At 72.5% G+C, this 22344-nt stretch carries 18 protein-coding genes; 11 read left to right on the top strand and 7 right to left on the bottom strand.

The annotated features are described in order from the left end of the window. Positions 1 to 52 precede the first annotated feature (52 nt). Together J8G10_RS15090 and J8G10_RS15085 are read right to left on the bottom strand one after the other, a co-directional pair. On the bottom strand, positions 53 to 889 hold the full coding sequence (locus tag J8G10_RS15090; protein WP_251446706.1) for an aldo/keto reductase: 837 nt from the start codon (positions 887 to 889) through the stop codon (positions 53 to 55). A gap of 111 nt (positions 890 to 1000) precedes the next feature. Further along, complete coding sequence (locus J8G10_RS15085; RefSeq protein ID WP_251446704.1) at positions 1001 to 1933, bottom strand: nucleoside hydrolase; 933 nt, start codon at positions 1931 to 1933, stop codon at positions 1001 to 1003. 79 nt (positions 1934 to 2012) lie between these two features. Here J8G10_RS15085 and hrpA point away from each other — a divergent pair, with 79 nt between their 5' ends. The 6 genes from hrpA (at position 2013) to J8G10_RS15055 (ending at position 11986) form a co-directional block, all read left to right on the top strand. Further along, complete coding sequence (gene hrpA / locus J8G10_RS15080) at positions 2013 to 6068, top strand: ATP-dependent RNA helicase HrpA (RefSeq protein ID WP_251446701.1); 4056 nt, start codon at positions 2013 to 2015, stop codon at positions 6066 to 6068. A gap of 107 nt (positions 6069 to 6175) precedes the next feature. Continuing rightward, positions 6176 to 7123 (top strand): NADP-dependent oxidoreductase, encoded by a 948-nt coding sequence (locus J8G10_RS15075; RefSeq protein WP_251446698.1) that lies wholly within the window; start codon positions 6176 to 6178, stop codon positions 7121 to 7123. Next, positions 7120 to 7950 carry an alpha/beta fold hydrolase gene (locus J8G10_RS15070; protein WP_251446695.1) on the top strand — a complete coding sequence of 277 codons (831 nt, stop codon included), beginning with the start codon at positions 7120 to 7122 and terminating at the stop codon, positions 7948 to 7950. Before J8G10_RS15075 ends, J8G10_RS15070 begins: the two co-directional genes overlap by 4 nt. A 77-nt stretch (positions 7951 to 8027) precedes the next feature. Further along, positions 8028 to 9377, top strand: coding sequence for a PLP-dependent transferase (locus J8G10_RS15065; RefSeq protein ID WP_251446692.1), 1350 nt, complete (start codon positions 8028 to 8030; stop codon positions 9375 to 9377). A gap of 76 nt (positions 9378 to 9453) precedes the next feature. Next, entirely contained in the window at positions 9454 to 10272 is an 819-nt protein-coding gene (locus tag J8G10_RS15060) for a shikimate 5-dehydrogenase (RefSeq protein WP_308220710.1), read from the top strand. Between the two features lie 190 nt (positions 10273 to 10462). Further along, positions 10463 to 11986 (top strand): Mur ligase family protein, encoded by a 1524-nt coding sequence (locus J8G10_RS15055; RefSeq protein ID WP_251446689.1) that lies wholly within the window; start codon positions 10463 to 10465, stop codon positions 11984 to 11986. A 61-nt stretch (positions 11987 to 12047) separates the two neighbouring features. Here the strand turns inward: J8G10_RS15055 and J8G10_RS15050 are convergent, their stop codons facing one another. Next, on the bottom strand, positions 12048 to 12905 hold the full coding sequence (locus tag J8G10_RS15050) for a sulfurtransferase (RefSeq protein ID WP_251446686.1): 858 nt from the start codon (positions 12903 to 12905) through the stop codon (positions 12048 to 12050). Positions 12906 to 13001: 96 nt separating this feature from the next. Here J8G10_RS15050 and J8G10_RS15045 point away from each other — a divergent pair, with 96 nt between their 5' ends. The 4 genes from J8G10_RS15045 (at position 13002) to J8G10_RS15030 (ending at position 16665) form a co-directional block, all read left to right on the top strand. Beyond that, complete coding sequence (locus J8G10_RS15045) at positions 13002 to 14024, top strand: Gfo/Idh/MocA family protein (protein WP_251446683.1); 1023 nt, start codon at positions 13002 to 13004, stop codon at positions 14022 to 14024. Positions 14025 to 14052: 28 nt separating this feature from the next. Further along, entirely contained in the window at positions 14053 to 14967 is a 915-nt protein-coding gene (locus tag J8G10_RS15040; RefSeq protein ID WP_251446680.1) for an NYN domain-containing protein, read from the top strand. Between the two features lie 85 nt (positions 14968 to 15052). Continuing rightward, on the top strand, positions 15053 to 15682 hold the full coding sequence (locus tag J8G10_RS15035) for a DUF4166 domain-containing protein (RefSeq protein WP_251446678.1): 630 nt from the start codon (positions 15053 to 15055) through the stop codon (positions 15680 to 15682). After that, a complete protein-coding gene (locus J8G10_RS15030; RefSeq protein WP_251446676.1) occupies positions 15679 to 16665 on the top strand; it encodes an epimerase in 987 nt (328 codons plus the stop codon). Before J8G10_RS15035 ends, J8G10_RS15030 begins: the two co-directional genes overlap by 4 nt. Positions 16666 to 16886: 221 nt before the next feature. On the opposite strand, the gene J8G10_RS15025 is transcribed toward J8G10_RS15030, so the two are convergent. The 4 genes from J8G10_RS15025 to J8G10_RS15010 are packed head-to-tail and all read right to left on the bottom strand — an operon-like array spanning position 16887 to position 20639. After that, positions 16887 to 17876 carry an epimerase gene (locus J8G10_RS15025; RefSeq protein ID WP_251446673.1) on the bottom strand — a complete coding sequence of 330 codons (990 nt, stop codon included), beginning with the start codon at positions 17874 to 17876 and terminating at the stop codon, positions 16887 to 16889. Beyond that, positions 17873 to 18241 (bottom strand): PLD nuclease N-terminal domain-containing protein, encoded by a 369-nt coding sequence (locus tag J8G10_RS15020; RefSeq protein WP_251446670.1) that lies wholly within the window; start codon positions 18239 to 18241, stop codon positions 17873 to 17875. The genes J8G10_RS15025 and J8G10_RS15020 overlap by 4 nt, the downstream gene beginning before the upstream one ends. A gap of 56 nt (positions 18242 to 18297) precedes the next feature. Then, entirely contained in the window at positions 18298 to 19227 is a 930-nt protein-coding gene (locus J8G10_RS15015) for an aldo/keto reductase family oxidoreductase (protein ID WP_251446667.1), read from the bottom strand. After that, complete coding sequence (locus J8G10_RS15010) at positions 19224 to 20639, bottom strand: DUF2252 domain-containing protein (protein ID WP_251446664.1); 1416 nt, start codon at positions 20637 to 20639, stop codon at positions 19224 to 19226. Before J8G10_RS15010 ends, J8G10_RS15015 begins: the two co-directional genes overlap by 4 nt. 118 nt (positions 20640 to 20757) lie before the next feature. Here J8G10_RS15010 and J8G10_RS15005 point away from each other — a divergent pair, with 118 nt between their 5' ends. Further along, positions 20758 to 22329, top strand: coding sequence for an amino acid permease (locus J8G10_RS15005; RefSeq protein WP_374208783.1), 1572 nt, complete (start codon positions 20758 to 20760; stop codon positions 22327 to 22329). Positions 22330 to 22344: the final 15 nt, after the last annotated feature.

Genomic DNA, 22344 nt, shown 5'->3' with positions numbered 1-22344 from the left:
TACGCCGGCCGCGGGCCGCGGCCCTGCTCGCCCGCGATCCCGGGTGCGGAGGTCAGTTGACCTCGTCCGGGTGCGAGGCGACGCGACCGGATCCGTCTCCCGGGTCGAGCGCCGAGATCGCGGCGAACTCGGCATCGCTCAGCGCGAAGTCGAACACGTCGAGGTTCTCCCGCAGACGCTCGGCGTGCACCGACTTCGGGAAGACGATGTTGCCCTTCTGGAGGTGCCAGCGCAGCACGACCTGCGCCGGGGTCTTGCCGTGCGCGGCGGCCGCTTCGGCGACGGCCGGGATCCCGAACAGGTCGTACTTGCCCTGACCGAGCGGGCCCCAGGCCTCGATCTTGACGTCATGGTCGCGCGCCCAGGAGGCGACGTCGCGCTGCTGGTACGCCGGGTGCAGTTCGATCTGGTCGACCGCGGGGGTGACGCCCGTCTCGGCGACGATGCGCTCGAGGTGCGGCACGAGGAAGTTCGAGACACCGGCGGAACGCGCGAGCCCCCGATCGCGGATCGCGACGACCTTCTCCCAGGCGTGCACGTAGTTGTCCTTCGCCGGGGTCGGCCAGTGCACGAGGTAGAGGTCGACGTGGTCGAGGCCGAGCTTCTCCAGGCTCTCCGCGATGGCGGCATCCGGCTCGTCGCCGTCGTGCCGGTCGTTCCACAGCTTGGTCGTGATGAACAGCTCGTCGCGCGGGATGCCGCTCTTGGCGATCGCCGCCCCGACGCCCGCCTCGTTGCCGTAGATGGCGGCGGTGTCGATGTGGCGGTATCCGATCTCGAGGGCTTCGCTGACCGCGCGCTCGGTGTCGGCCGGATCGACCTTGAACACCCCGTAGCCGAGCTGGGGGATCGTGTGGCCGTCGTTGAGCAGGATTCCGGGGATCGTCATGATTCCACCCTAGGTTCCCGCGCCGGCCCGCGGGCCGGCGCCCTCGTGCTCGTCCGTGCGGGGCAAGCGCTCAGCGCCCCGGCGCAAGGGCCGCGTAGGCGCGGGCATCGCTCAGGCGAGGGTGCCGACCGCCTCTTCGATGAGGGCCCAGAACCGGTCGACGTCGAGATCCATCGCGATCGTGGCATTCGGCGCCGTGCCGAGCGCGCCGAGGAGGTCCACGCTCGTCGCACCGCGCGTGAACACGCCCTCGGTCTCGACGTCGAGCCGGGCGCGCACGGTCGTCGCCACGGAGGGGTCGATGAGCATCGCCACCGTGATCGGATCGTGCAGCGGTCCGTCGGGCATGTGCTCGGCGATCTCGTAGGTGGCGCAGAAGAACTCCAGCAGCTCCGCGCCGAACGCCGCGGACCGCGTGCCGATGCGCCGGATCCGCTCCCGCACCTCTCGAGTGATGAGCGCCTGGTGCGAGATGTTCAGCCCGACCATCGTGAAGTCCACGCCGCTGTCCAGCACGAGCGCGATCGCCTCGGGATCGGTCCAGGCGTTGAACTCCGCGTAGGGGGTCGCGTTGCCGCGGCCAGTCGACCCGCCCATCCAGACGACGCGGGCGACGCGGGGCAGCAGGTCGGCGTGGTCGCGCACGAGCAGGCCGATGTTCGTGAGCGGCCCGGTCGCGACGATCGTGACGGGCTCCTCGGCCTCCTCGAGCACCGCGCGCATGAGCGCCAGCGCGTCCCGCGGATCCTCCGGGACGGTCGGCTCCGGCAGTTCGGGACCGCCGAGCGCGTTCGCGCCGTGGATCTGCTCGGCGGGATGCAGCCGGCCGTGGAGCGGCCCGGCCGCACCCGCCGCGATCGGTACCCCCTCGATGCCCGCGACCGTGCACGCGATGCGGGCGTTGCGCGTCGTGAACTCCAGCAGTCCGTTGCCGCCGACGGTGGTGAGGGCGCGCAGGTCGATCGCGGGATGCGCGGCGGCGAGCCAGATCGCGAAGACGTCGTCGTGGCCGGGATCGCAGTCGAGGATGACGGGTGTGCTCATGATGCCCCCAGTATCGCGGCTCATCGAGACGGCACGAAGACCCGATACAAGGGCTTCTCCCGCGATAGGCTGGAGGGCTATGTCTGCGCCCGTGATCTCCTATCCGCCGGAACTCCCGGTCAGTGCCGCGCGCGACGAGATCGCCGCGGCGATCCGCGACCATCAGGTCGTCGTGGTCGCGGGCGCGACCGGATCCGGCAAGACGACGCAGCTGCCGAAGATCCTGCTCGAGCTCGGCCGCGAGCGCATCGCGCACACCCAGCCGCGTCGGCTCGCCGCCCGGACGATCGCGGAGCGCGTGGCGGAGGAGCTCCGCGTGCCGCTCGGCGGGCTCGTCGGCTACAAGGTGCGCTTCACCGACCAGGTCTCGGACGAGACCCGGATCGCGCTCATGACCGACGGCATCCTGCTCAACGAGATCCACCGCGATCGGCTCCTGCGCCGCTACGACGCGATCATCATCGACGAGGCGCACGAGCGCTCCCTCAACGTCGACTTCCTCCTCGGCTACCTGCACCGGATCCTCCCCGAGCGCCCCGACCTCAAGGTCGTCATCACCTCGGCGACGATCGATCCGCACAGCTTCGCGAAGCACTTCGCCGACGCGGAGGGCGAGCCCGCCCCGGTCATCGAGGTCTCCGGGCGCACCTATCCCGTCGAGATCCGCTACCGGCCCCTCGTCGAGGAGGGCGAGGACGCCGGCGCGCCCAAGTCAGCCCGCACCGCGAAGTCCGAGCCCGAGGACGAGGTCACCGCGATCGTGCGCGCGCTGCGCGAGCTCGACCGCGAGGAGCGCGGCGACGTGCTCGTCTTCCTCCCGGGCGAGGCCGAGATCCGCGACGCCGCCGACGCGATCCGCGGCGCCTACCGTTCCCAGACCGCGCCGGTCGAGGTGCTGCCGCTGTACGGGCGGCTCTCCGCCGCCGAGCAGCACCGGGTCTTCGAGCCGTCGACCGTGGCGGGACTGCGGCGGCGCGTGATCCTCGCCACGAACGTCGCCGAGACGAGCCTCACGGTCCCCGGCATCAAGTACGTGATCGACACGGGCACGGCCCGCATCTCGCGCTACAGCAGCCGGTCCAAGGTGCAGCAGCTGCCGATCGAGGCCGTGTCGCAGGCGTCCGCGAACCAGCGCTCCGGGCGCGCCGGACGCACGAGCGCCGGCATCGCGATCCGCCTCTACGGTGAGGACGACTTCGACAAGCGCCCGGAGTTCACCGAGCCCGAGATCCTGCGCACCTCGCTCGCCGCGGTGGTGCTGCAGATGCTGAGCCTCGGATTCGGCGACATCGCGGAGTTCCCGTTCCTCACGCCGCCGGAATCCCGCGACGTGCGGTCGGCCTTCGACCTGCTCGTCGAGCTCGGTGCGGTGCAGGTGCCCCCGAGAACCGCGGGGACCGGATCCGAGGCCCCTCGGCTCACCCGGATCGGGCGTGACATCGCGCGCATGCCGATCGACCCGCGCTTCGCCCGCATGCTCGTGGAGGCCGTGCGCACCGGCGTCGTCGCTCCCGTGCTCGCGATCGTCGCCGGGCTGTCGATCCAGGACGTGCGCGAGCGCCCCTCCGCCGACGCCCCGCAGGGCGTGCGCGACGAGGCCGAGCGGATGCACGCGCGGTTCGCGGATCCGACGAGCGACTTCCTCTCGATCCTGAACCTCTGGAATCACCTGCGCGAGCAGCAGAAGGAACTCGGATCCAGTGCGTTCCGCCGGCTCTGCCGCGCAGAGCACCTGAACTACGTGCGGGTGCGCGAGTGGTTCGACGTGCACCGGCAGCTGCGCACGCTCGTCCCCGCGAAGGGTCTCCGCGAGACGAAACGCGGCGATCTCACGGGTGACCGCGTCTCGTCTCAGTCGGCTTCGCCGTCCTCGCTCAACGACCCCATCTCCGCCGATCCGGATGCGGTGCACCGCGCCCTGCTCGCGGGGCTCCTCAGCCACATCGGGATCCTCGACGAGCGCGCCCTCACGAAGGGGCCGCCGGCCAAGGGCGGGAAGAAGGATCCGAAGCGCCGCGCCGCCGAGTACCGCGGCGCGCGCGGGATCCGGTTCTCGCTGTTCCCCGGCTCCGCGCTGCGCAAGAAGGCGCCGCGCGCCGTCATGGCGGCGGAGATCGTGGAGACCTCGCGCACGTTCGCGCGCACGGCCGCCGCGATCGACCCGGCCTGGGCCGAGGCGCTCGCGGGCGATCTCGCCAAGCGGCAGATCTCCGAGCCGCACTGGTCCAAGGAGTCGGGGGCCGCGGTCGCGTTCGAGAAGGTGACGCTGTTCGGCGTCGAGATCGTGACGCGCCGTCGCGTGCAGTTCGCCCGCATCGATCGGCCGGCCGCGCGCGAGCTGTTCCTGCGGCATGCGCTCGTCGAGGGCGAGTGGGATCCGGGCCGGATCGACAAGCGGGTGTCCGCCTTCTGGCGCAGCAACGCCGAGCTGCGCAAGCGCCTGGAGAAGCTCGAGGAGCGCGAGCGCCGCCGCGACATCCTCGTCGGCGACGAGGCCGTCTTCCGGTTCTACGATCAGCGCATCCCGAGCGACGTCTTCGACGTGCGCTCCTTCGAGGCGTGGTGGCGTGACGCCCTGGCGACGACGCCGAGGCTGCTCGTGATGCGCGAGGCGGACCTGATCGACGACGACGAGCGCGCCGACCAGCAGGACTTCCCCCCGCGCTGGGCGCAGGCGGATCAGGTGCTCGGCCTCGCGTACCGCTTCGAGCCGGGAGCCGCGGACGACGGCGTGAGCGTCGTGATCCCGCTGGCCCTGCTGCAGCAGGTGCAGGACGCCGGGTTCGACTGGCAGGTGCCGGGTCTCCGCGCCGAACTGGTGACGGCGCTGCTGCGGGCGCTGCCGAAGGCGATCCGCCGGCACGTGGTGCCCGCGGCGGACTGGGCCGAGAAGTTCGGCGCCGAGCTCTCCGCCGAGGGGCCCGAGGCCCATCAGGGCCTGCCCGGCCGGAGCCTGCGCGAGGCGCTCGCGCGACTCATCCAGCCCCTCGCGAACCAGCCCGTGTCGGCCGCGGAGTTCGACCTGGAGCGCGTGCCCGCGCACCTGCGGATGAACTTCCGGGCGGTCGACGAGCGCGGACGCGTGGTGGGCTCCGGCCGGGACCTCACGCTGCTCCAGCGCGAGCTCGCGGATCGCTCGCGCGCGAGCGTCGCCCGCTCGATCGAGCGCGGCCCTGAGGCCGCTCGTCCCGCACGAGGGCGCGGCGCCGCGGCGGTGGCCGCGGCCTCCCCCGCTCCGGCCCTCACCCAGCGCGACGGCATCACGACGTGGGACCTCGGCGACCTGCCGGAGGTGCTGGACACCCGCGTGGCCGGGGGCGTGGTGCGCGGCTATCCCGCCCTCGTCGACCAGCGCACCTCGGTCGCCCTGCGGGTGGAGGCGACGGCCGAGGCGGCGCTCTCCGCGACCCGCGAGGGCGTGCTGCGGCTGGTGCTGCTCGGGATCCCCTCCCCCGCGTCGTACGTGCAGCAGCATCTGACGAGCGCCGAGAAGCTCGCGCTCGCCGCCTCGCCCTACCCGAACGTCGCGACGCTCATCGAGGACGCCCGCGCCGCGGTCGCACGGGCGGCGATCGATCGGCTGACCACCCCGGCGACGGGCACGGGGACCGCGGGGATCGTCCGCACCGAGGCCGACTTCGCCCGTGTGCGCGACGGCGTCTCCACGGTCGTCGTGGACGAGCTGTTCGCGCTCGTCTCGCTGGTCGCCAAGATCCTCACGAAGGCGCGCGAGGTCGAGCGGGCCCTGAAGGGGCAGAACTCGCTCGCCCTGCTCGGGCCCCTGAACGACATCCGCGGCCAGCTCGCGGGCCTGCTCCCGAACGGCTTCATCTCGGGTGCCGGCGCCGAGCGCCTCGCCCAGTTCCCGCGGTACCTCGACGGCATCCTGGATCGGCTGCGCACCCTCGCGGACGCCCCGGGCAAGGACCGCACCCGGCAGAGCGAGTACGAGCGCATGGCGCAGGCCTACGCCGATGCCGGGGGCGCGATCCCGCTGCCCGCCGGATCCGCGCCCCGGCTCGTCGAGGTGCGCTGGCTGCTCGAGGAGTACCGCGTGAGCCTGTTCGCCCAGCGCCTGGGCACCGCGCAGCCGGTCTCGCCGCAGCGGATCATGAAGGCGCTCGCCGAGAAGTGAGCCCGGGCGGTCGGGTGGCCTCGATCCGCCTCCGCCCCGGCCTGCGGCACCCGCGGTCCGGCCCCTTCCCCGCGCCCCGCCGCTCCGCCGCGTCGTAGCCTGGAACCATGGCGCAGGCGATCGTGCAGACCGAGCTCGGCGGACCGGAGGTCCTCACCCTCGTGGAGGTGCCGGATCCGGTCCCCGCCGCCGGCGAGGTCGTGGTGCGCATCGAGGCGGCCGGTGTGAATCCGATCGACGTCAAGCAGCGCAGCGGCTTCCGCCCGCTGCCCCCGATCACCGAGCCCCGGCACCAGGGCTTCGACGGCGCGGGCGTCGTGACCGCGGTCGGTCCCGGCGTCGACGATCTCCGCGTCGGCGATCGCGTCGCCGTCCGCGACACCCGGGGCACGTATGCGACCGCGCTCACGGTGCCGGCGGCGCACGCCTCCGTGATGCCCGACGAGGTGACCTCCGCCGAGGGCGCCGCCCTCGGCATCCCCGCCGGCACCGCGTACCAGTCCCTGCGCTCGCTCGGCGTCGGCGAGGGCGACCTCCTGCTCCTGCACGCCGGTTCCGGCGCGGTCGGCCAGGCCGCGATCCAGTTCGCCGTCGCGTGGGGCGCCGACGTCATCGCCACCGGCGGCGCGACCTCGCAGGAACGGCTGCGCGAGCTCGGCGCGATCCCCGTCGTCTACGGCGAGGGCCTCGAGCAGCGGATCCGCGACGCGGCGGGCGATCGCGAGATCACGGTCGCGCTCGACGGCGCCGGCACGGATGAGGCGATCGCCGCCTCCCTCGCCCTCGTCGCCGACCCGGACCGGATCGCGACGATCGTGCGCGGACCCGATGCCGCGTCGTTCGGGATCCGCGCGTTCAGCGGCGGGAGCCCCGTCCCGCTCACCGCGCAGGAGCTCGCCTGGCGCGCCGAGGCCGTGCCGGTCGCACTGCGGCTCATCGCCGAGGGCCGCTTCTCGATCGAGTTCGGCCCGGAGCTGCCGCTCGCGGAGGCCGCCGAGGCGCACCGCCTCGTGGAGGCGCACGCCGCGCGGGGCAAGATCGTGCTGATCCCGTGACCGCCGGCACCGCGACCTCGATGCTCGCCGTGCCCGGGGGGCGGCTCGCGGTCGAGGAGAGCGGCGCGGCCGACGGGGCACCGGTGCTCCTCATCCATGCCGGGGTGACCGACCGGCGATCCTGGTCCGGCCTCGTCGACGTGCTCGGTCCGTCCGTGCGCAGCATCCGCTACGACGCGCGCGGTTTCGGTGAGACGACGACGGAACCGCACGACGACTGGTCTCCAGTCGAAGACGCGCGCGCCGTGCTCGACGCCGCCGCCGCGGATGCCGCCATCATCGTCGCCTGTTCGATGGGCGGACGCACGGCGATCGACCTCGCCCTCGTCGCCCCCGGACGCGTGCGGGCCCTCGTGCTCATCGCGCCGGCCATCAGCGGCGCCCCCGCACCCGAGCTCGACGCCGTCACCGCCGAGCTCGACCGCCGCGGGGACGCGGCGATCGAGCAGGGCGACCTCGCAGAGCTCAACCGGATCGAGGCCGAGCTCTGGCTCGACGGACCCGGCCGTGCCGGACGGGTCGGGACGGAGGCGCGCGAGCTCTTCCTCGCGATGAACGGCGCCGCCCTCGCCGCCGACGATCCCGGCGCGCGGGCGCAGGACGCCGTGGCCTGGCCGCGCCTCGGCGAGATCCGCGTCCCGACGCTCGTGCTCGTGGGCGCGCTGGATCTCCCGCACGTCCGCGCGGCGGCACGCCATGCAGCCACGACGATCCCCGGCGCCGCGCTCGTCGAGCTCGAGGCCGCGGCGCACCTCCCCCACCTCGAGCGGCACGCCGTCGCGCTCTCCGAGATCGCCGCGTTCGTGCGCCGCCTCGCGGAGGCCTGACCGCGGGACGCCCGGCGGATCCGCAACAGTCGGAAACATCCCAGCGCGGCCGGCACGGCGCGCCGCAGGATGGGTCCGTGACCGATCCCGCCGCCTCCGCCCCCGCCACCCGTTTCGCGACGAGGCAGGTGCAGGCGGCGTACGTGCCCGGCGCGCCGCAGAACACCGCGGTGCCGCCGCTGTACCAGTCGGCGGCCTACCAGTTCACGAACCTCGCGGAGGCGCGCGACCTCTTCGCGCTGCGCCGCGCCGGCAACATCTACAGCCGCAACGCCAGCCCCACGCAGCAGCTGCTCGAGGAGCGCGTCACCGCGCTCGAGGGCGGCGTCTCCGCGGTCGCCGTCGCCAGCGGGCAGGCCGCGGTCGCGGTCACGATCCTCGCCCTCGCGGGCCGCGGCGGCCACGTCGTCGCCGCCGACCGGCTGTACGGCGGCACGGTCGACCTGCTGCAGGACACGCTCGACGACTTCGGCATCACGGTGACCTTCGTCGACCAGGACGACCCCGCGGCCTGGCGCGCGGCCGCGAACGAGCGCACCCGGCTGTTCTTCGCCGAGTCCGTCGCGAACCCGCTCGCCCAGGTGCTCGATCTCCGGACGGTCGCCGACATCGCCCATTCCGCGGGCGTCCCCCTCGTGATCGACAGCACGGTCGGCACGCCCTTCCTGATCCGCCCCGGCGAGCACGGCGCCGACTTCGTCGTGCACTCCGCCACGAAGTTCCTCAGCGGCCACGGCACCTCGCTCGGCGGCGTCGCCGTCGACCTCGGATCCTTCGACTTCGGCGCAGACCCAGCCCGCTGGCCGCAGTTCACCGCCGTGCACGCCCGGTTCGGCCCCCAGTCGCTCTGGGCGCGGTTCGGGCAGGGGTTCGCGTTCGGGGCGCTGGTGAAGGCCAAGTACGTGCACGACCTCGGGCCCTCGCTCTCGCCGTTCAACGCGCACCAGATCCTGCAGGGCATCGAGACGCTCGACCTGCGCGTCTCCCGGCAGAGCGCGTCGGCCCAGGCGATCGCCGAGTCCCTCGTCGTGCACCCCGCGATCGCCGCCGTGCACCACCCCGGACTCGCCGGCAACCCCTGGCACGAGCTCGCCGCGCGCTACCTCCCCCGCGGGATCCCCTCGGTCTTCTCGATCGACCTGGTCTCCACGGGCGACGAGGAGCGGGATCAGGAGCGCGTGGAGCGCTTCGTGGACGGCCTGAAGGTCGTGCGCCTCGTGGCGAACATCGGCGACGCGCGCTCGCTCGTCTCGCACCCCGCCTCGATGACGCACTCGCACCTGAACGCCGCCCAGCGTGCCGCGGCCGGGATCGGCGCGACGACCCTGCGCCTGTCGATCGGGATCGAGGATCCGGCCGACATCCTCGCCGACCTCGAGCAGGCGCTCGCCCTCGCCGTCGTGGAGCCGGCGCTCGCCGCGGTCTGAGCCCTCCGGGGTCGTTGAGCGAGGACGAGCGCAGCGTGCTCAACGTCCCCACCACGGTGCTCGGTACTCTGGACCGGTGCCGATCCTGAACAAAGACATGACCCTGTGCATCTCGCTCTCCGCGCGACCCAGCAACAACGGCACCCGGTTCCACAACCACCTCTATGAGGCGCTGGGGCTGAACTGGATCTACAAGGCGTTCGCCCCGACCGACCTCGCCCAGGCGATCGCCGGCGTGCGCGGACTCGGGATCCGCGGCTGCGCGATCTCCATGCCCTACAAGGAGGACGTGATCGCCCTGGTGGACCGGATGGATCCCTCCGCCACCGCGATCGACTCCGTCAACACGATCGTCAACGACGACGGCGTGCTCACCGCCTACAACACGGACTACTCGGCGATCGCGCAGCTCATCGTCCGCAACGCCCTGGATCCGGCGTCCTCGGTGCTGCTGCGCGGGTCGGGCGGCATGGCGAAGGCGACGGCCGCGGCCTTCCGCGACGCGGGCTTCGCCGACGTCACGATCGTCGCGCGCAACGAGCAGGCGGGCCGCGCGCTCGCCGGCCTCTACGGCTTCGGGTGGGCCGCCGACGTCGACGACCGCACGGCCGACATCCTCGTCAACGTCACCCCGATCGGGATGGCGGGTGGTGCCGAGGCGGACGCCCTCTCGTTCCCGCCCTCCGCGATCGACGCCGCGGCGGCGGTGTTCGACGTCGTCGCCCTTCCGGCCGAGACCCCGCTCGTGCGCGCCGGCCTCGCCGCGGGCAAGACCGTCATCAACGGCGCCTCGGTCGCCACGCTGCAGGCGCTCGAGCAGTTCGTGCTGTACACCGGGATCCGTCCGACCGATGAGCAGGTGCGCGAGGCCGAGGAGTTCATGCGCGCCGGTTGATCCCTCGTCCGGGGGCGTTTCCCGCGCGGGTGTTCCGAACTCAGGCTGGAGAGCGCCCGAGGGGCCAAGAAACGGTGTCCGACGTCTCCGCCGGGAGATTCAGCCTGAATTGCGCGCACCGCTTCGTCTCGCTGCCCGGTCCCTGAGCGAGCCGAAGGCGAGACGAAGAGCCCGGTAGACTCGGACGGTCATGCCCTCCGTGTCGAACTACCCCGCTCCGCGCCTGGATTCCCGCCCCGTCGAGACCTTCCGCGCCACGCTCGGCGACCTCGCCGCACACCTCGGCGCGGAGGCGCCCGACGCCGCGGACACCGGCTTCACGGGTGTCGCGCTCGGCACCGACCACGTGCGGCCGGGCGACCTCTTCCTGGGGATCCCGGGAGCGAACGCGCACGGCGCCCGGTTCGCCGAGAAGGCCGTCGCCGCGGGTGCGACGGCGGTCCTCACCGACGCCGAGGGCGCCGCGCTCGTCCCCTCGGACGTGCCGACGCTCGTCGTGGACAGCGCGCGTCTGGCCGCCGGCCCCGCCTCCGCTTTCCTCTACCGCGACCCCGCCGCGTCGATGACGTCGATCGGGATCACCGGCACGCAGGGCAAGACCACCACCGCGTTCTACGTGGCCGCCGCGGCCGGCATGGCGCAGTCCGGCACGATCGGATCCATCGGCACGACCGTCGGCGACGACTTCTTCCCGCCCGTGCTGACCACTCCGGAGGCACCGGAGCTGCAGGCGCTCTTCGCGGTCATGCGCGAGCAGCACCTCGGCACGGTCGCCGTCGAGGCGTCCAGCCATGCCCTCACCCTGGGACGCGTGGACGGCTTCGCGTTCGACGCGGGCATCTTCCTCAACCTCGGGCACGACCACCGCGACTACCACCCGACCCAGGCCGACTACTTCGCCGCGAAGGCGCTGCTGCTCACCCCCGAGCACTCCCGGATCGGCATCGTCGACATCGACTCGCACTGGGGGCGCATGATGGCGGCTCAGGCGACCGTCCCCGTGCGCACGACGTCGGCGAGCGGATCCGAATCCGCCGACTGGGTGGCTTCGGACGTCGAGCTGCGCGCGCACGGATCCTCGTTCACCGTCCGCTCCCCCGAGGGCGAGCGGGTGCGGTTCACCACGCAGCTCACCGGCGCGTTCAACGTGAACAACATCCTCGCCGCGGTCGCCGCCCTCGCCGAGACGGGACGCGACCTCGCGGGGCTCGCCCCCGGCGTCGCCGCGCTGCCGAGCGTCGAGGGCCGCCTGCAGCGGTTCGACTTCGGTCAGCCGTTCACCGCGATCGTCGACTCCGCGCACAAGCCGGAGGCGATCAACGCGGCCCTGCGCGCGATCCGCACCACGACGCCGGAGGGCCGCCTGATCGCGGTGCTCGGCGCGAACGGCCACCGCGACGCCGCCAAGCGACGAATGATGGGCCGCTTCGCCGCGATGTTCGCCGACGTGCTGGTCATCACCGACGACAACCCCTACGACGACGACCCCGCCGAGATCCGCGCCTCCCTCATCGACGGCGCACGCTCCAGCGTCGTGGAGATCACCGAGATCGCCGATCGCCGCGAAGCCATGGCCGCCGCGGTGCGGATGGCCCGGCCCGAGGACACCGTGGTGATCCTCGGCAAGGGGCACGAGCGGTACCACGCCCTCGCCGACGGGGAGATTGCCTGGTACGACCCCGACGTGCTCCGCGAGGTCATCGAAGCGCTCTGACCCGCCCCGCGCGGTGCCGTCCCGCGGGGTCGGCTCAGTCCTCCAGCGGGTCCGCCTGGGCTCAGTCCTCCAGCGGATCCGCCTCGGCCGGCACGGGTCCGCGTTCGACCGGGCGCCCCGGCGCGTTCGACCAGGCGCTCCACGATCCCGGGTACACGGTCACCTCGCGGCCGATCAGGGCACCCGCGAGCGCGAGCTGCGCCGCCGTCACGCCGGATCCGCAATAGGCCGCGATCGGCACCTCCTCCCCCGCGCCGACGGCCTCGAACGCGGCCTCGATCTCGGCGGGGGTGCGGAACCGCCCCTCGGCGTCGAGCACCTCGGCGATCGGCAGGTTGCGGGCTCCGGGGATGTGCCCGGCGACCGGATCGATCGGCTCGGTCTCGCCGCGGAACCGCTCGGGTGCTCGGGCGTCCAGCAGCACCCCGGTCCACGCGGCGACCTGATCGGCATCCAGCACGTCGGCCGTTCCCGGGCGGGCGAGCACGACGTCTCCCGACGGTGCCACGACCTCACCCTCCTCGACGGCTCCCCCGGCGGCCCGCCAGGCGCCGAGTCCGCCGTCGAGCACGCGCACGTCGGCCACGCCGGCGCGGCGCAGCGCCCACCACGCCCGAGAGGCGGGAAGCGAGCGCGCGTCGTCGTACACCACGACCGCCTGCCCCTGACGGATCCCCCAGCGGCGCGCGGCCTGCTCGAGCTCGTCGTCGGACGGCAGCGGGTGACGCCCGTCCGCGGGGGCGCCGTGAGCGGCCAGCTCGCCCTCCAGGTCGGCGAACACCGCCCCGGGGAGGTGCCCGGCCCGGTAGTTCTCCCGCCCGTCGGTGAACCCGAGTCGGTAGCGCACGTCCAGGATCCGCAGATCCTCGCCCTCGTCGAGGAGGGAGCGGAGTTCGGCGGCGGTGATGAGATCGGCCATGCCCCCATCCTCCCAGCCCGGCGACGGGACCGCACGGGCCTCGGATGTCGCGCGCACGATTCCTCCCCCTTATCGGAAGCCCGTACGCTTGTGCCCATGACCGCCCACTCCCCGCAACCAGCTCTGCGCTGGGGCATCCTCGCCACCGGCGGCATCGCCGCCGCCTTCGCCGCCGATCTGCGCACCGCGGGGCTCGACCTCGTCGCCGTCGGATCCCGATCGCAGGAGTCGGCCGACGCGTTCGCCGCCCGCTTCGACATCGCCCGCGCGCACGGCTCCTACGAGGCTCTCGCGGCGGATCCCGAGGTCGACATCATCTACGTCGCGACGCCGCACCCGATGCACCACGACGACGCCCGCCTCGCGCTCGAGCACGGCAAGCATGTGCTCGTCGAGAAGGCGTTCACCCTCAATCGCGCCGAGGCGCAGGATCTCGCCGACCTGGGTCGCGAGAAGGGCCTGCTGGTCATGGAGGCGATGTGGACGCGGTATCTGCCCCACATGGTCCGGATCAGGGAGATCATCGCGGCCGGCACGCTCGGCGAGATCCGCGCGGTCTCTGCCGACCACACGCAGTCGCTGCCCACGGATCCCGCCCACCGCCTGAACGCTCTGGAGCTCGGCGGCGGCGCGCTGCTCGATCTCGGCATCTATCCGATCTCGTTCGTCCACGACCTGCTCGGCGCACCCGAGACCGTCCAGGCGACGGGGCGGCTGATCTCCACCGGCGCCGACGCCGAAGTCGCGACGATCATGACGCACGCCGGCGGGGCGATCTCGACCACCCTGTCCTCCTCGCGCGCGGCCGGTCCCAACACCGCCGTGGTGCTCGGCACCCTCGCACGCATCGAGATCGACCGGGTCTGGTACTCGCCCACCACGTTCCGCGTCGTGGCGACGGACGGCACGGTGTGGGAGGAGTTCGACGGCCGCACCACTTCGGACGAGCGCGGCGGCGGTCGAGGCATGCAGTACCAGGCCCTCGCCGCGGAGCGCCACATCGCCGACGGATCCCTCGACAGCGACCTGCTGCCGGTCGCGGAGTCGGTCGCGATCATGGGCCTGCTCGACGAGATCCGCGCGCAGATCGGCGTCCGCTACCCCGGCGAGACCGCCTGACCGCCTGACCCTTCCGGAGGAGGATCCCATGGCCGAGCCCCAGGACACCCGCGTCGCCGTCTACCTGGACTTCGACAACATCGTCATCTCCTGGTACGACCGCGTGCACGGGCGCAACGCCTACAGCAAGGACCGCCAGCGCATCCAGGACGACCCCGCCGACGCCGAGGTCGCGGAGCGGCTCAAGTCCGCGACGATCGACGTCGGCGCGATCATCGACTACGCGTCGTCGTTCGGCACCCTCGTGCTCACCCGCGCGTACGCCGACTGGTCGTCGCCCGTGAACGCCGTGTACCGCTCGCAGCTGGTCGCCCGCGCCGTCGACCTCGTGCAGCTGTTCCCCGCCGCGGCCTACGCCAAGAACGGCGCCGACATCCGCCTCGCCGTCGATGCGGTGGAGGACATGTTCCGCCTCCCCGATCTCACCCACGTGGTGATCGTCGCCGGCGACAGCGACTACGTGCCGCTCGCCCAGCGCTGCAAGCGCCTCGGCCGCTACGTGGTCGGCGTCGGCGTCGCCGGTTCGACCGCGAAGTCGCTCGCCGCCGCGTGCGACGAGTTCGAGGCGTACGACTCCCTGCCGGGTGTCGAGCGCGCCGCCGCCCAGGCCGAGACCCCGCCGAAGAAGCCCACCGCCAAGCAGTCCCAGGGCGCGCGCAAGGAGTCCAGGGCGTCCGCGGAGAAGGACGAGCCGACCACCGACGATCAGGAGCAGGCCACGGCGACGCTCGTGCGCGCGCTGCGCCTCGGCCACGACAAGAGCGACGGCGACGAGTGGCTGCACAGCTCGGCGGTGAAGACGCAGATGCGGCGCATGGATCCGTCCTTCAGCGAGAAGGCCCTGGGCTACCGCTCCTTCAACGCCTTCCTGAAGTCGCGCGCCGACATCGCCGAGCTCGAGGAGTCCGGGCACGAGCGCCTGGTGCGCCTGATCGGGAGCTGACCGGCGCCCACCCCGCCGACGGCCCGCCACGGGGCGAGGGCCACGTTCATTCGCCTTTTTTGAACATGTTCGATATTGTGAAGGCATGACACCGGACCGGCTCTCCCCCTACGCCGCGGCCCTCGGCGCACGTGCGGAGCGGCTGCATCCTCGCATGCGCGCCTACGTCGCGGCGATCCCCTCGGGACGGGGCGGGGTCGGGCACGGCGTCTTCGAGCGGGTCGGCTGCCGCAGCCGCGCGGTCCGCGTGCTGCTCGGCCCGCTGCTGCGCTTCCTCGAGCGTCGTGGCGCGGTCTACGCCGGGTGGGCCGAGGACGTTCCGTTCACGGTGCGCAATCGCGACGGCGGAGGCAGATCCGCCGAGCGCACGCTGCACCTCCCGCACGGCGACCTGACGCTGTGCGATCGCGTGCGATCTCTGCCGCGAGGGCGGATCGCGGACCGCCTCGGGCAGTGCGGGGTGCTCGCCGCGGTCTTCCGGGCGACGGCTTCCGACGGCGCGCTGGAGCTGCGCAGCACGCGCGTCGGGCTGCTGCTCCTGGGAGGCCTGCGGATCCGGATCCCGTCGTGCATCGCTCCGCGGATCCGGCTCATCGACGGCATCGAGTACGCCACCGGCCTGCAGCGGGTGGCCCTGACCGTGGACGTGCCACTGCTCGGGCGGATCCACGAGTACGCGGGGACGTTCCGCTACCGGATCGAGGAGGACGCATGAACGAGGAAGACGGCCGCACCCGAGGCAGGGTCGTGCTGGGCGGGTCGACGGGGTTCATCGGGCAGGACCTGCAGCGGCGCTGGCGTGCGGCGGGGCGCGAGGTCGTGACCGTCTCCCGGCACGGCGCCGACCTGACCTGGGACGACCAGGCGGGGATCGACGCCGCCGTGGACGGGGCGAGCCTGGTCGTCGGCCTGGCCGGGAAGAGCGTGAACTGCCGGTACACGGCGGCGAACCGGGCGGAGATCCTCCGCTCCCGCGAGCAGACGACGGCCGCCCTGCGGATCGCGGTGCGCAACGCCGTCACCCCGCCTCCGCTCTGGATCAACTCCTCCACCGCGACGATCTACCGGCACGCGGAGGACCGCCCGCAGACCGAGTCCACGGGCGAGCTCGGGACGGGATTCTCGGTCGAGGTGGCGAAGGCGTGGGAGCGTGAGCTGTTCGCCGGCGACCTCCCGCGCACGCGACGGGTCGCGCTGCGCACGGCGATCGTGCTCGGCGACGGCGGCGTCCTCGGCACCCTCCGCCGGCTCGCCCGGTGCGGCCTGGGCGGAACCCAGCACGACGGCCCGTGGCCGATCGGCCGCGCCCGGCGAGCCGCGGGAACGGCGCACTACTTCCGTGCATGCGGCGGGTTCCAGCGTTTCAGCTGGGTGCACCTGGACGACCTCGCCGGCATCATCGCCTTCCTCGAGGAGCACCCCGAGCTGGAGGGCCCCGTGAACGCCGTCGCGCCGCAGGCGAGCGACAACCGCACGCTCATGGCGACGATCCGGCGCGCCCTCGGCATGCGGGTGGGCCTGCCGTCGGCTCGCTGGATGCTGGAGCTGGGCGCGGTCGCGCTCCGCACCGAGACCGAGCTGATCCTGAAGAGCCGATGGGTCGCCCCGGAGAAGCTGCTCGACGCGGGCTACGCCTTCCGGCACCCCGCCCTCGACGAGGCCGTCCGCGCCTCCTTCGCCCTCGCCCCCGCGCCCTGACCCCGATCCCCCCTGACTCGGATCCGGATCCGCTCCCGTCGCGGACCCGGATCCGTCGCGCCCCTCCCGTCGCGGACCCGGATCCGCTCCCGTCGCAAAAACTGTCGCTCTGGACGCCGCTCAGCGACATCTTTTGCGACCGGAGCGACCGTTCTGCGACCGGAGCGACCGTTCTGCGACCGGAACGACGGTTCTGCGACCGGAGCGATCGGGCCGGCCCGTCAGCGCCCGACGATGGCCTGCACGGCGCCCGCGAGCTGCGGGTAGCGGAAGGCGTACCCGGCGTCCTCGAGCACCTGCGGCAGCACCCAGCGACTCTTGAGCACGAGCTCCGACTCGGTGCGCAGCACCGCCATGCCCGGCTCCAGCACGAAGCGCGGCGCCGGCAGGCCGAACGGCGCCCGGACCGCGCGGCGCAGCGTGCGCATGAGCTCGATATTGGTCACCGCATTCGGCGACGCCATGTTCACGGGACCCGCGATCTCGTCGTGGTCACGGAGGAACCGCACCGCCTGCACGAAATCCTGCTCGTGCATCCAGCTCAGCCGCTGCCGGCCCCGGGAGTGCTCGTAGTCGGGGCGGTCGGGCTCGGTGGGGTGGGCGCCGATCCCGCGATAGCGCCGGTGCGGGAACCACCAGCCGTCGTACTGCGGGCCGCCCAGTCCCAGCCGGGCCAGGCGCAGCAGCATGTCCATCACGGGTGCGCCCCGGCCGAGCACCAGCGAGGTGCGCAGGGCGATCCGCCGCGTCCCCGGAGTCTCGCCGTCGAACAGCGCGGCCTCCCACTCCCTGGTCACATCGGGCGAGAAGCCCTTCTCGTCGAGCGGATCCGCCTCGGTGCGCGGCGAGACCAGCGAGTAGCGGTACGCCGTCGCCGAACTGCCGTTCATCCACACCGCCGGAGGAGCCGCCGCCGCGGTGACCGCACGGTGCAGCGCCTGCGTGGTCCGCAGGCGGGAGCGCAGGATCTCGTCGCGGTTGCGGTCGGTGTACCGGCAGTCGATCCGGCGGCCGGCGAGCCCGATCACGAGGTCGGCGCCGTCGACGAGGCGGAGGACCCCCGCCGGATCGTCCCAGCGCGCGTCCGCGCCGGTGCGCCCGATCGTGCGCACCTCATAGCCGTCGACCCGCAAGGCTCGCGCCAGCGCGGTGCCGAGGTAGCCGCTGCCGCCGCCGATCACCGCGCGGCCCAGCTGCGGAGTCGCGTTCATCCGACGTCCGTCCCATCCTGCTTCTTGCGCTTCTCGATCTCGGCGCGCAGCCGCCATTCCTCGATCTCGCGGTCGAGGTCGGCGATCTGCTGCTCGGTGCTGCGGGTGTCCGCGGGAGGCGAGGGCGCTGACGGCGCGGGCGATGCAGGGCGTCGCTCGCGCGGGCGCGGCAGCCGGATCCCCTCCCCGTCGTACTCGCGTCCGACGAGGAACCAGATGAGGGATCCGGCCAGCGGCACGATGATCACCAGGATGATCCAGAACACCTTGGGCAGGTGCTTCACCTGGTCGTCACGGCGGGTGATGATGTCGATGAGCGCGCCGACCATCAGCACCAGCACGAGGATCGAGAACACCAGGCCCATGACGACAGCCTGCCAGAGAAGCGGGGATCCTGCGTCCGCTGCGCGCCGGACGGCGGTCAGGGCAGCGTGTGCCCTGCGGCCCGGAACAGCTCGTACCATTCCGCGCGGCTGAGCTCGACGTCGGCTCCGTCCGCCGCCTCCTGCACGCGCGCGGGCGTCGTCGTGCCGAGCACGACCTGCATCCCGGCGGGGTGCCGGGTGATCCACGCGGTGGCGATGCCGGTCGGGGTCACGCCGTGCGCGGCGGCGATCCGGTCGATCGCGGCGTTCAGCTCGGGGTAGGCCGGGTTGTCCAGGAAGACGCCGGTGAAGAAGCCCGCCTGATACGGCGACCAGGCCTGGATCGTGATGCCCTCGATGCGGCAGTACTCCACGATCCCCCCGCCGTCCCGCACCACGCTCTGGTCGAGCGCGGCCATGTTCGCCGCGATGGGCTGGGAGATGATCGGCGCGTGCGTGATCGACAGCTGCAGCTGGTTCGCGACGATCGGCTGCGTCACCGCGGTCTTCAGCAGGGCGATCTGCCCCGGGGTGTGGTTCGAGACGCCGAAGGAGCGCACCTTGCCGGAGGCGTGCAGCTCGTCGAATGCGCGGGCGACCTCCTCGGGCTCGACGAGCGCGTCCGGGCGGTGCAGGAGCAGCACGTCGATCCGGTCGGTGCGCAGGGCGGCGAGGGATCCCTCGACCTGCCGGACGATGTGCTCGTAGGAGAAGTCGAACATCCCCTGCGCGGGCACGATCCCGCACTTGGTCTGCAGCGTGATCTCGTCGCGCTCCGCGGCGGACAGCCCCAGGGCGGCGCCGAAGCGCTCCTCGCAGACGTGCATGGCCCCGCCGTAGATGTCGGCGTGATCGAAGAAGTCGATGCCGTTCGCGCGCGCGGTGTCGTAGAGCTCCCGGATCTGCTCGTCGGTGCGGCCGTCGATGCGCATCATCCCGGCGACGACGGCGGGGGCGGATCCGGATCCGAATCGCACCTGCTTCATGATCTGCTCTCCTTCTGCGCAGCATCCTGCGCCGTGCTCGGTGCGGCATCGGGCGCCGCGTCGGCGGCCCGCGCGGCGAACGCGCGGTAGTCCTCCGCGGCCAGGTCGGCGTAGGCGCCCGCCCAGCTCACCAGCGTATCGGCGAGCTGCGCCCCCTTGCCCGCGTACCCGGCGATCTGCGCCGCGGCCGGCGCCTGCGCATGGGCGCGGGCGAGCGTGATCGCGCAGGCGACCGCGTACTCGCGATACCCCTCGTCCTCGATGACGTCGGTGTCGATCGAGCCTTTCATGTCGTGGAACTGGCGCACGTAGTAGTCGTCGCGGGCGCCCTTGATGTGTCCGAGGAAGGGATCCGAGAACGCCTGCAGCACCCGCTGCATGCCGACCACCCGCGCCCCCTCGCCGCGCTCGTCGACGCGCCGCTGCAGCTCGTCGGGCTGCACGATCCCGCCGTACTCCACCAGCACGCTCCGCCCTGCCTCCTTCACCTGCAGCAGCAGCGGCTCGGCGTCCGCCGTGCCGAGCACCGCCAGGTAGCAGCGGGTTCCCACGCTGCCCACCCCGACCACGCGCCGCGCCACGTCGCGCACCCGGTACTGCCGCAGCAGCAGCTGGATGTCGACGTTGGCCGTCGCCGCGTACTGCACGAAAGCGGTGTCGCTGAGCTCACGGATCCAGGGGTCGGCGTGCGTCATGACCGGGGGCTGCTCGATGAAGCGCAGATGCCCGTCGTCCCCGCGCACGGTGAGCTTGCGCGCGGCGCGCTCCCCCGTCCTCTTCTCGGCCGAGGCGATCGCCTTCTGCAGGGCGCGCTTCGAGTCGACGTCGATCCCGTCCCTGGTCGCGGTCGCGTCGAAATGCGCGAAGTAGCGCTGCAGCGGATCCGCGCGGACGCCCGCGCGCAGCGCCCTCGCATACGCGAGGACGCACTGGCGGGCCGCCTCGTCCGCGACAGACGGCCCCCTGGTCTCGCGGGCGCCGATCACGACGCTCGCCACGAGGCGCTTCAGATCCCACTCCCACGGAGCCCAGGCGGCCTCGTCGAAGTCGTTCAGGTCGAACATCAGGGTGCGCTGCGGCGACGCGAAGAACCCGAAGTTGCCGATGTGCGCATCCCCGCAGGACGGCACCAGGATCCCCGTGTGGGGCGTCCGGGCCAGATCCGCGGCCATGAGCGCCGCCGTCCCCCGGTAGAAGGCGAACGGGTTCGCGGCCATGCGCTCGGTGCGGAGGGCGATGAGATCCGGCTGCCGCGTGCTGTTCTGCCGGTCGAGGATGCCCAGCGGATCCCGCCCCGACGTCTCGATCTTCGCCAGTGCCGCGCGCGGCGTGCGCTCCCGGACCGCGCGGCCCGCGGCCAGCCCCTCCGCGCGCGTGAGCATGCGGTCGCCGACGAGGTTGGTTTCGGTCATGCCTCATTGTCACCCTCCGCCGGTTCGTTCGTTGCCCTGCGCATACGATCCCGGGCAAGATCTCCGATGCACACAAGACCGGCTGTCGTCCCGGGGCGGCCCCAGGGAAAGGCACCGCATGAGCGACAAGAACCCCGGCCCGACGCTGGATCCCGAGGATGCCCTCGAGAACGAGCGCGAGCTCACCGGCGACCGCACGATGGCGGTCGAGGACTTCTCCCGGGAGGACGCCGGCTACCACAAGGCCCTCAAGCCCCGCCAGATCCAGATGATCGCGATCGGCGGCGCCATCGGCACCGGCCTGTTCATGGGCGCCGGCGGCCGGCTCGCGTCCAGCGGCCCGGCCCTCATCCTCGTCTACGCCGTCTGCGGCTTCTTCGCCTTCCTCATCCTCCGCGCCCTCGGCGAGCTCGTCCTGCACCGCCCCTCCTCCGGATCCTTCGTCTCCTACGCCCGCGAGTTCTACGGCGAGAAGATGGCCTTCGTCAGCGGCTGGCTGTACTTCCTGAACTGGGCCATGACCTCGATCGTCGACGTGACCGCGGCCGCCCTCTACGTGAAGTTCTGGGCGCAGTACTGGGAACCCCTCCGCGCCGTCCCGCAGTGGGCGATCGCGTTCATCGCACTCGTCGTCGTGCTCTCGCTCAACCTCGTCAGCGTCAAGCTCTTCGGCGAGATGGAGTTCTGGTTCGCGATGATCAAGGTCACCGCCCTCGTCGCCTTCCTCATCGTCGGCACCGTGATCCTCATCATGCAGGCGCCGACCGACGTCGGGCCGACGGGCTTCTCGATCCTGGCGGAGCACGGCGGCGTGTTCCCGATGGGCTTCTTCGCGCCGTTGATCGCGATCTCCGGCGTCGTGTTCGCCTACGCCTCGATCGAGCTCATCGGCACCGCGGCAGGCGAGACCGCGGAACCCGCGAAGGTCATGCCCCGGGCGATCAACACGGTCGTCATCCGGATCGCGATCTTCTACGTCGGATCCATCCTGCTGCTCTCGCTGCTGCTGCCGTTCAGCACCTACAAGTCCGGCGAATCGCCCTTCGTCACGTTCTTCTCCCACCTCGGGGGCGCCGACACCGGCGCCGTCGCCGGATCCGTGATGAACTTCGTCGTCCTCACCGCGGCCCTCTCCAGCCTCAACGCCGGCCTGTACTCCACCGGCCGCATCCTGCGCTCCATGTCGGTGAACGGATCCGCGCCGCGCTTCACCGCCCGGATGAGCCGCAACGGCGTGCCCTACGGCGGCATCCTGCTCACGTCGGTCATCACGCTCGCGGGCGTCCTGCTGAACGTGCTCGTGCCGTCCCAGGCGTTCGAGATCGTGCTCGAGGTGTCGGCGCTCGGCATCATCGGCGGCTGGGCCACCATCATCCTCTGCCAGCTGAGGCTGCACGCGCTCACGAAGAGGGGCGTGCTGCAGCGCGCGTCGTTCCGCATGTTCGGCGCGCCCTACACGGGATATCTCACGCTCGCGTTCCTGCTCTTCGTGCTCGTCACGATGGGGTTCACCGAGACCGGGCGCTGGGTGCTGCTCTCGCTCGTCGCCATCGTCCCCGCGCTCATCGTGGGGTGGTTCGCCGCACGGCGCCGGATCCTCGCCGCCGCCGCCGAGCGCGGGGGCTACACCGGCATGCACTCCGTGCTCCCGCACCGGCAGGCGACCCAGGCTCTCCGCGACGACCGCTGAGCGCATGCACGACGA

This window comes from Microbacterium sp. USTB-Y, from assembly GCF_023703415.1.
In the GTDB taxonomy this organism is placed as follows: Bacteria; Actinomycetota; Actinomycetes; order Actinomycetales; family Microbacteriaceae; genus Microbacterium.
Note: the sequence above shows the minus strand (reverse complement) of the source record. Positions and strands in the feature narration are given on the sequence as shown.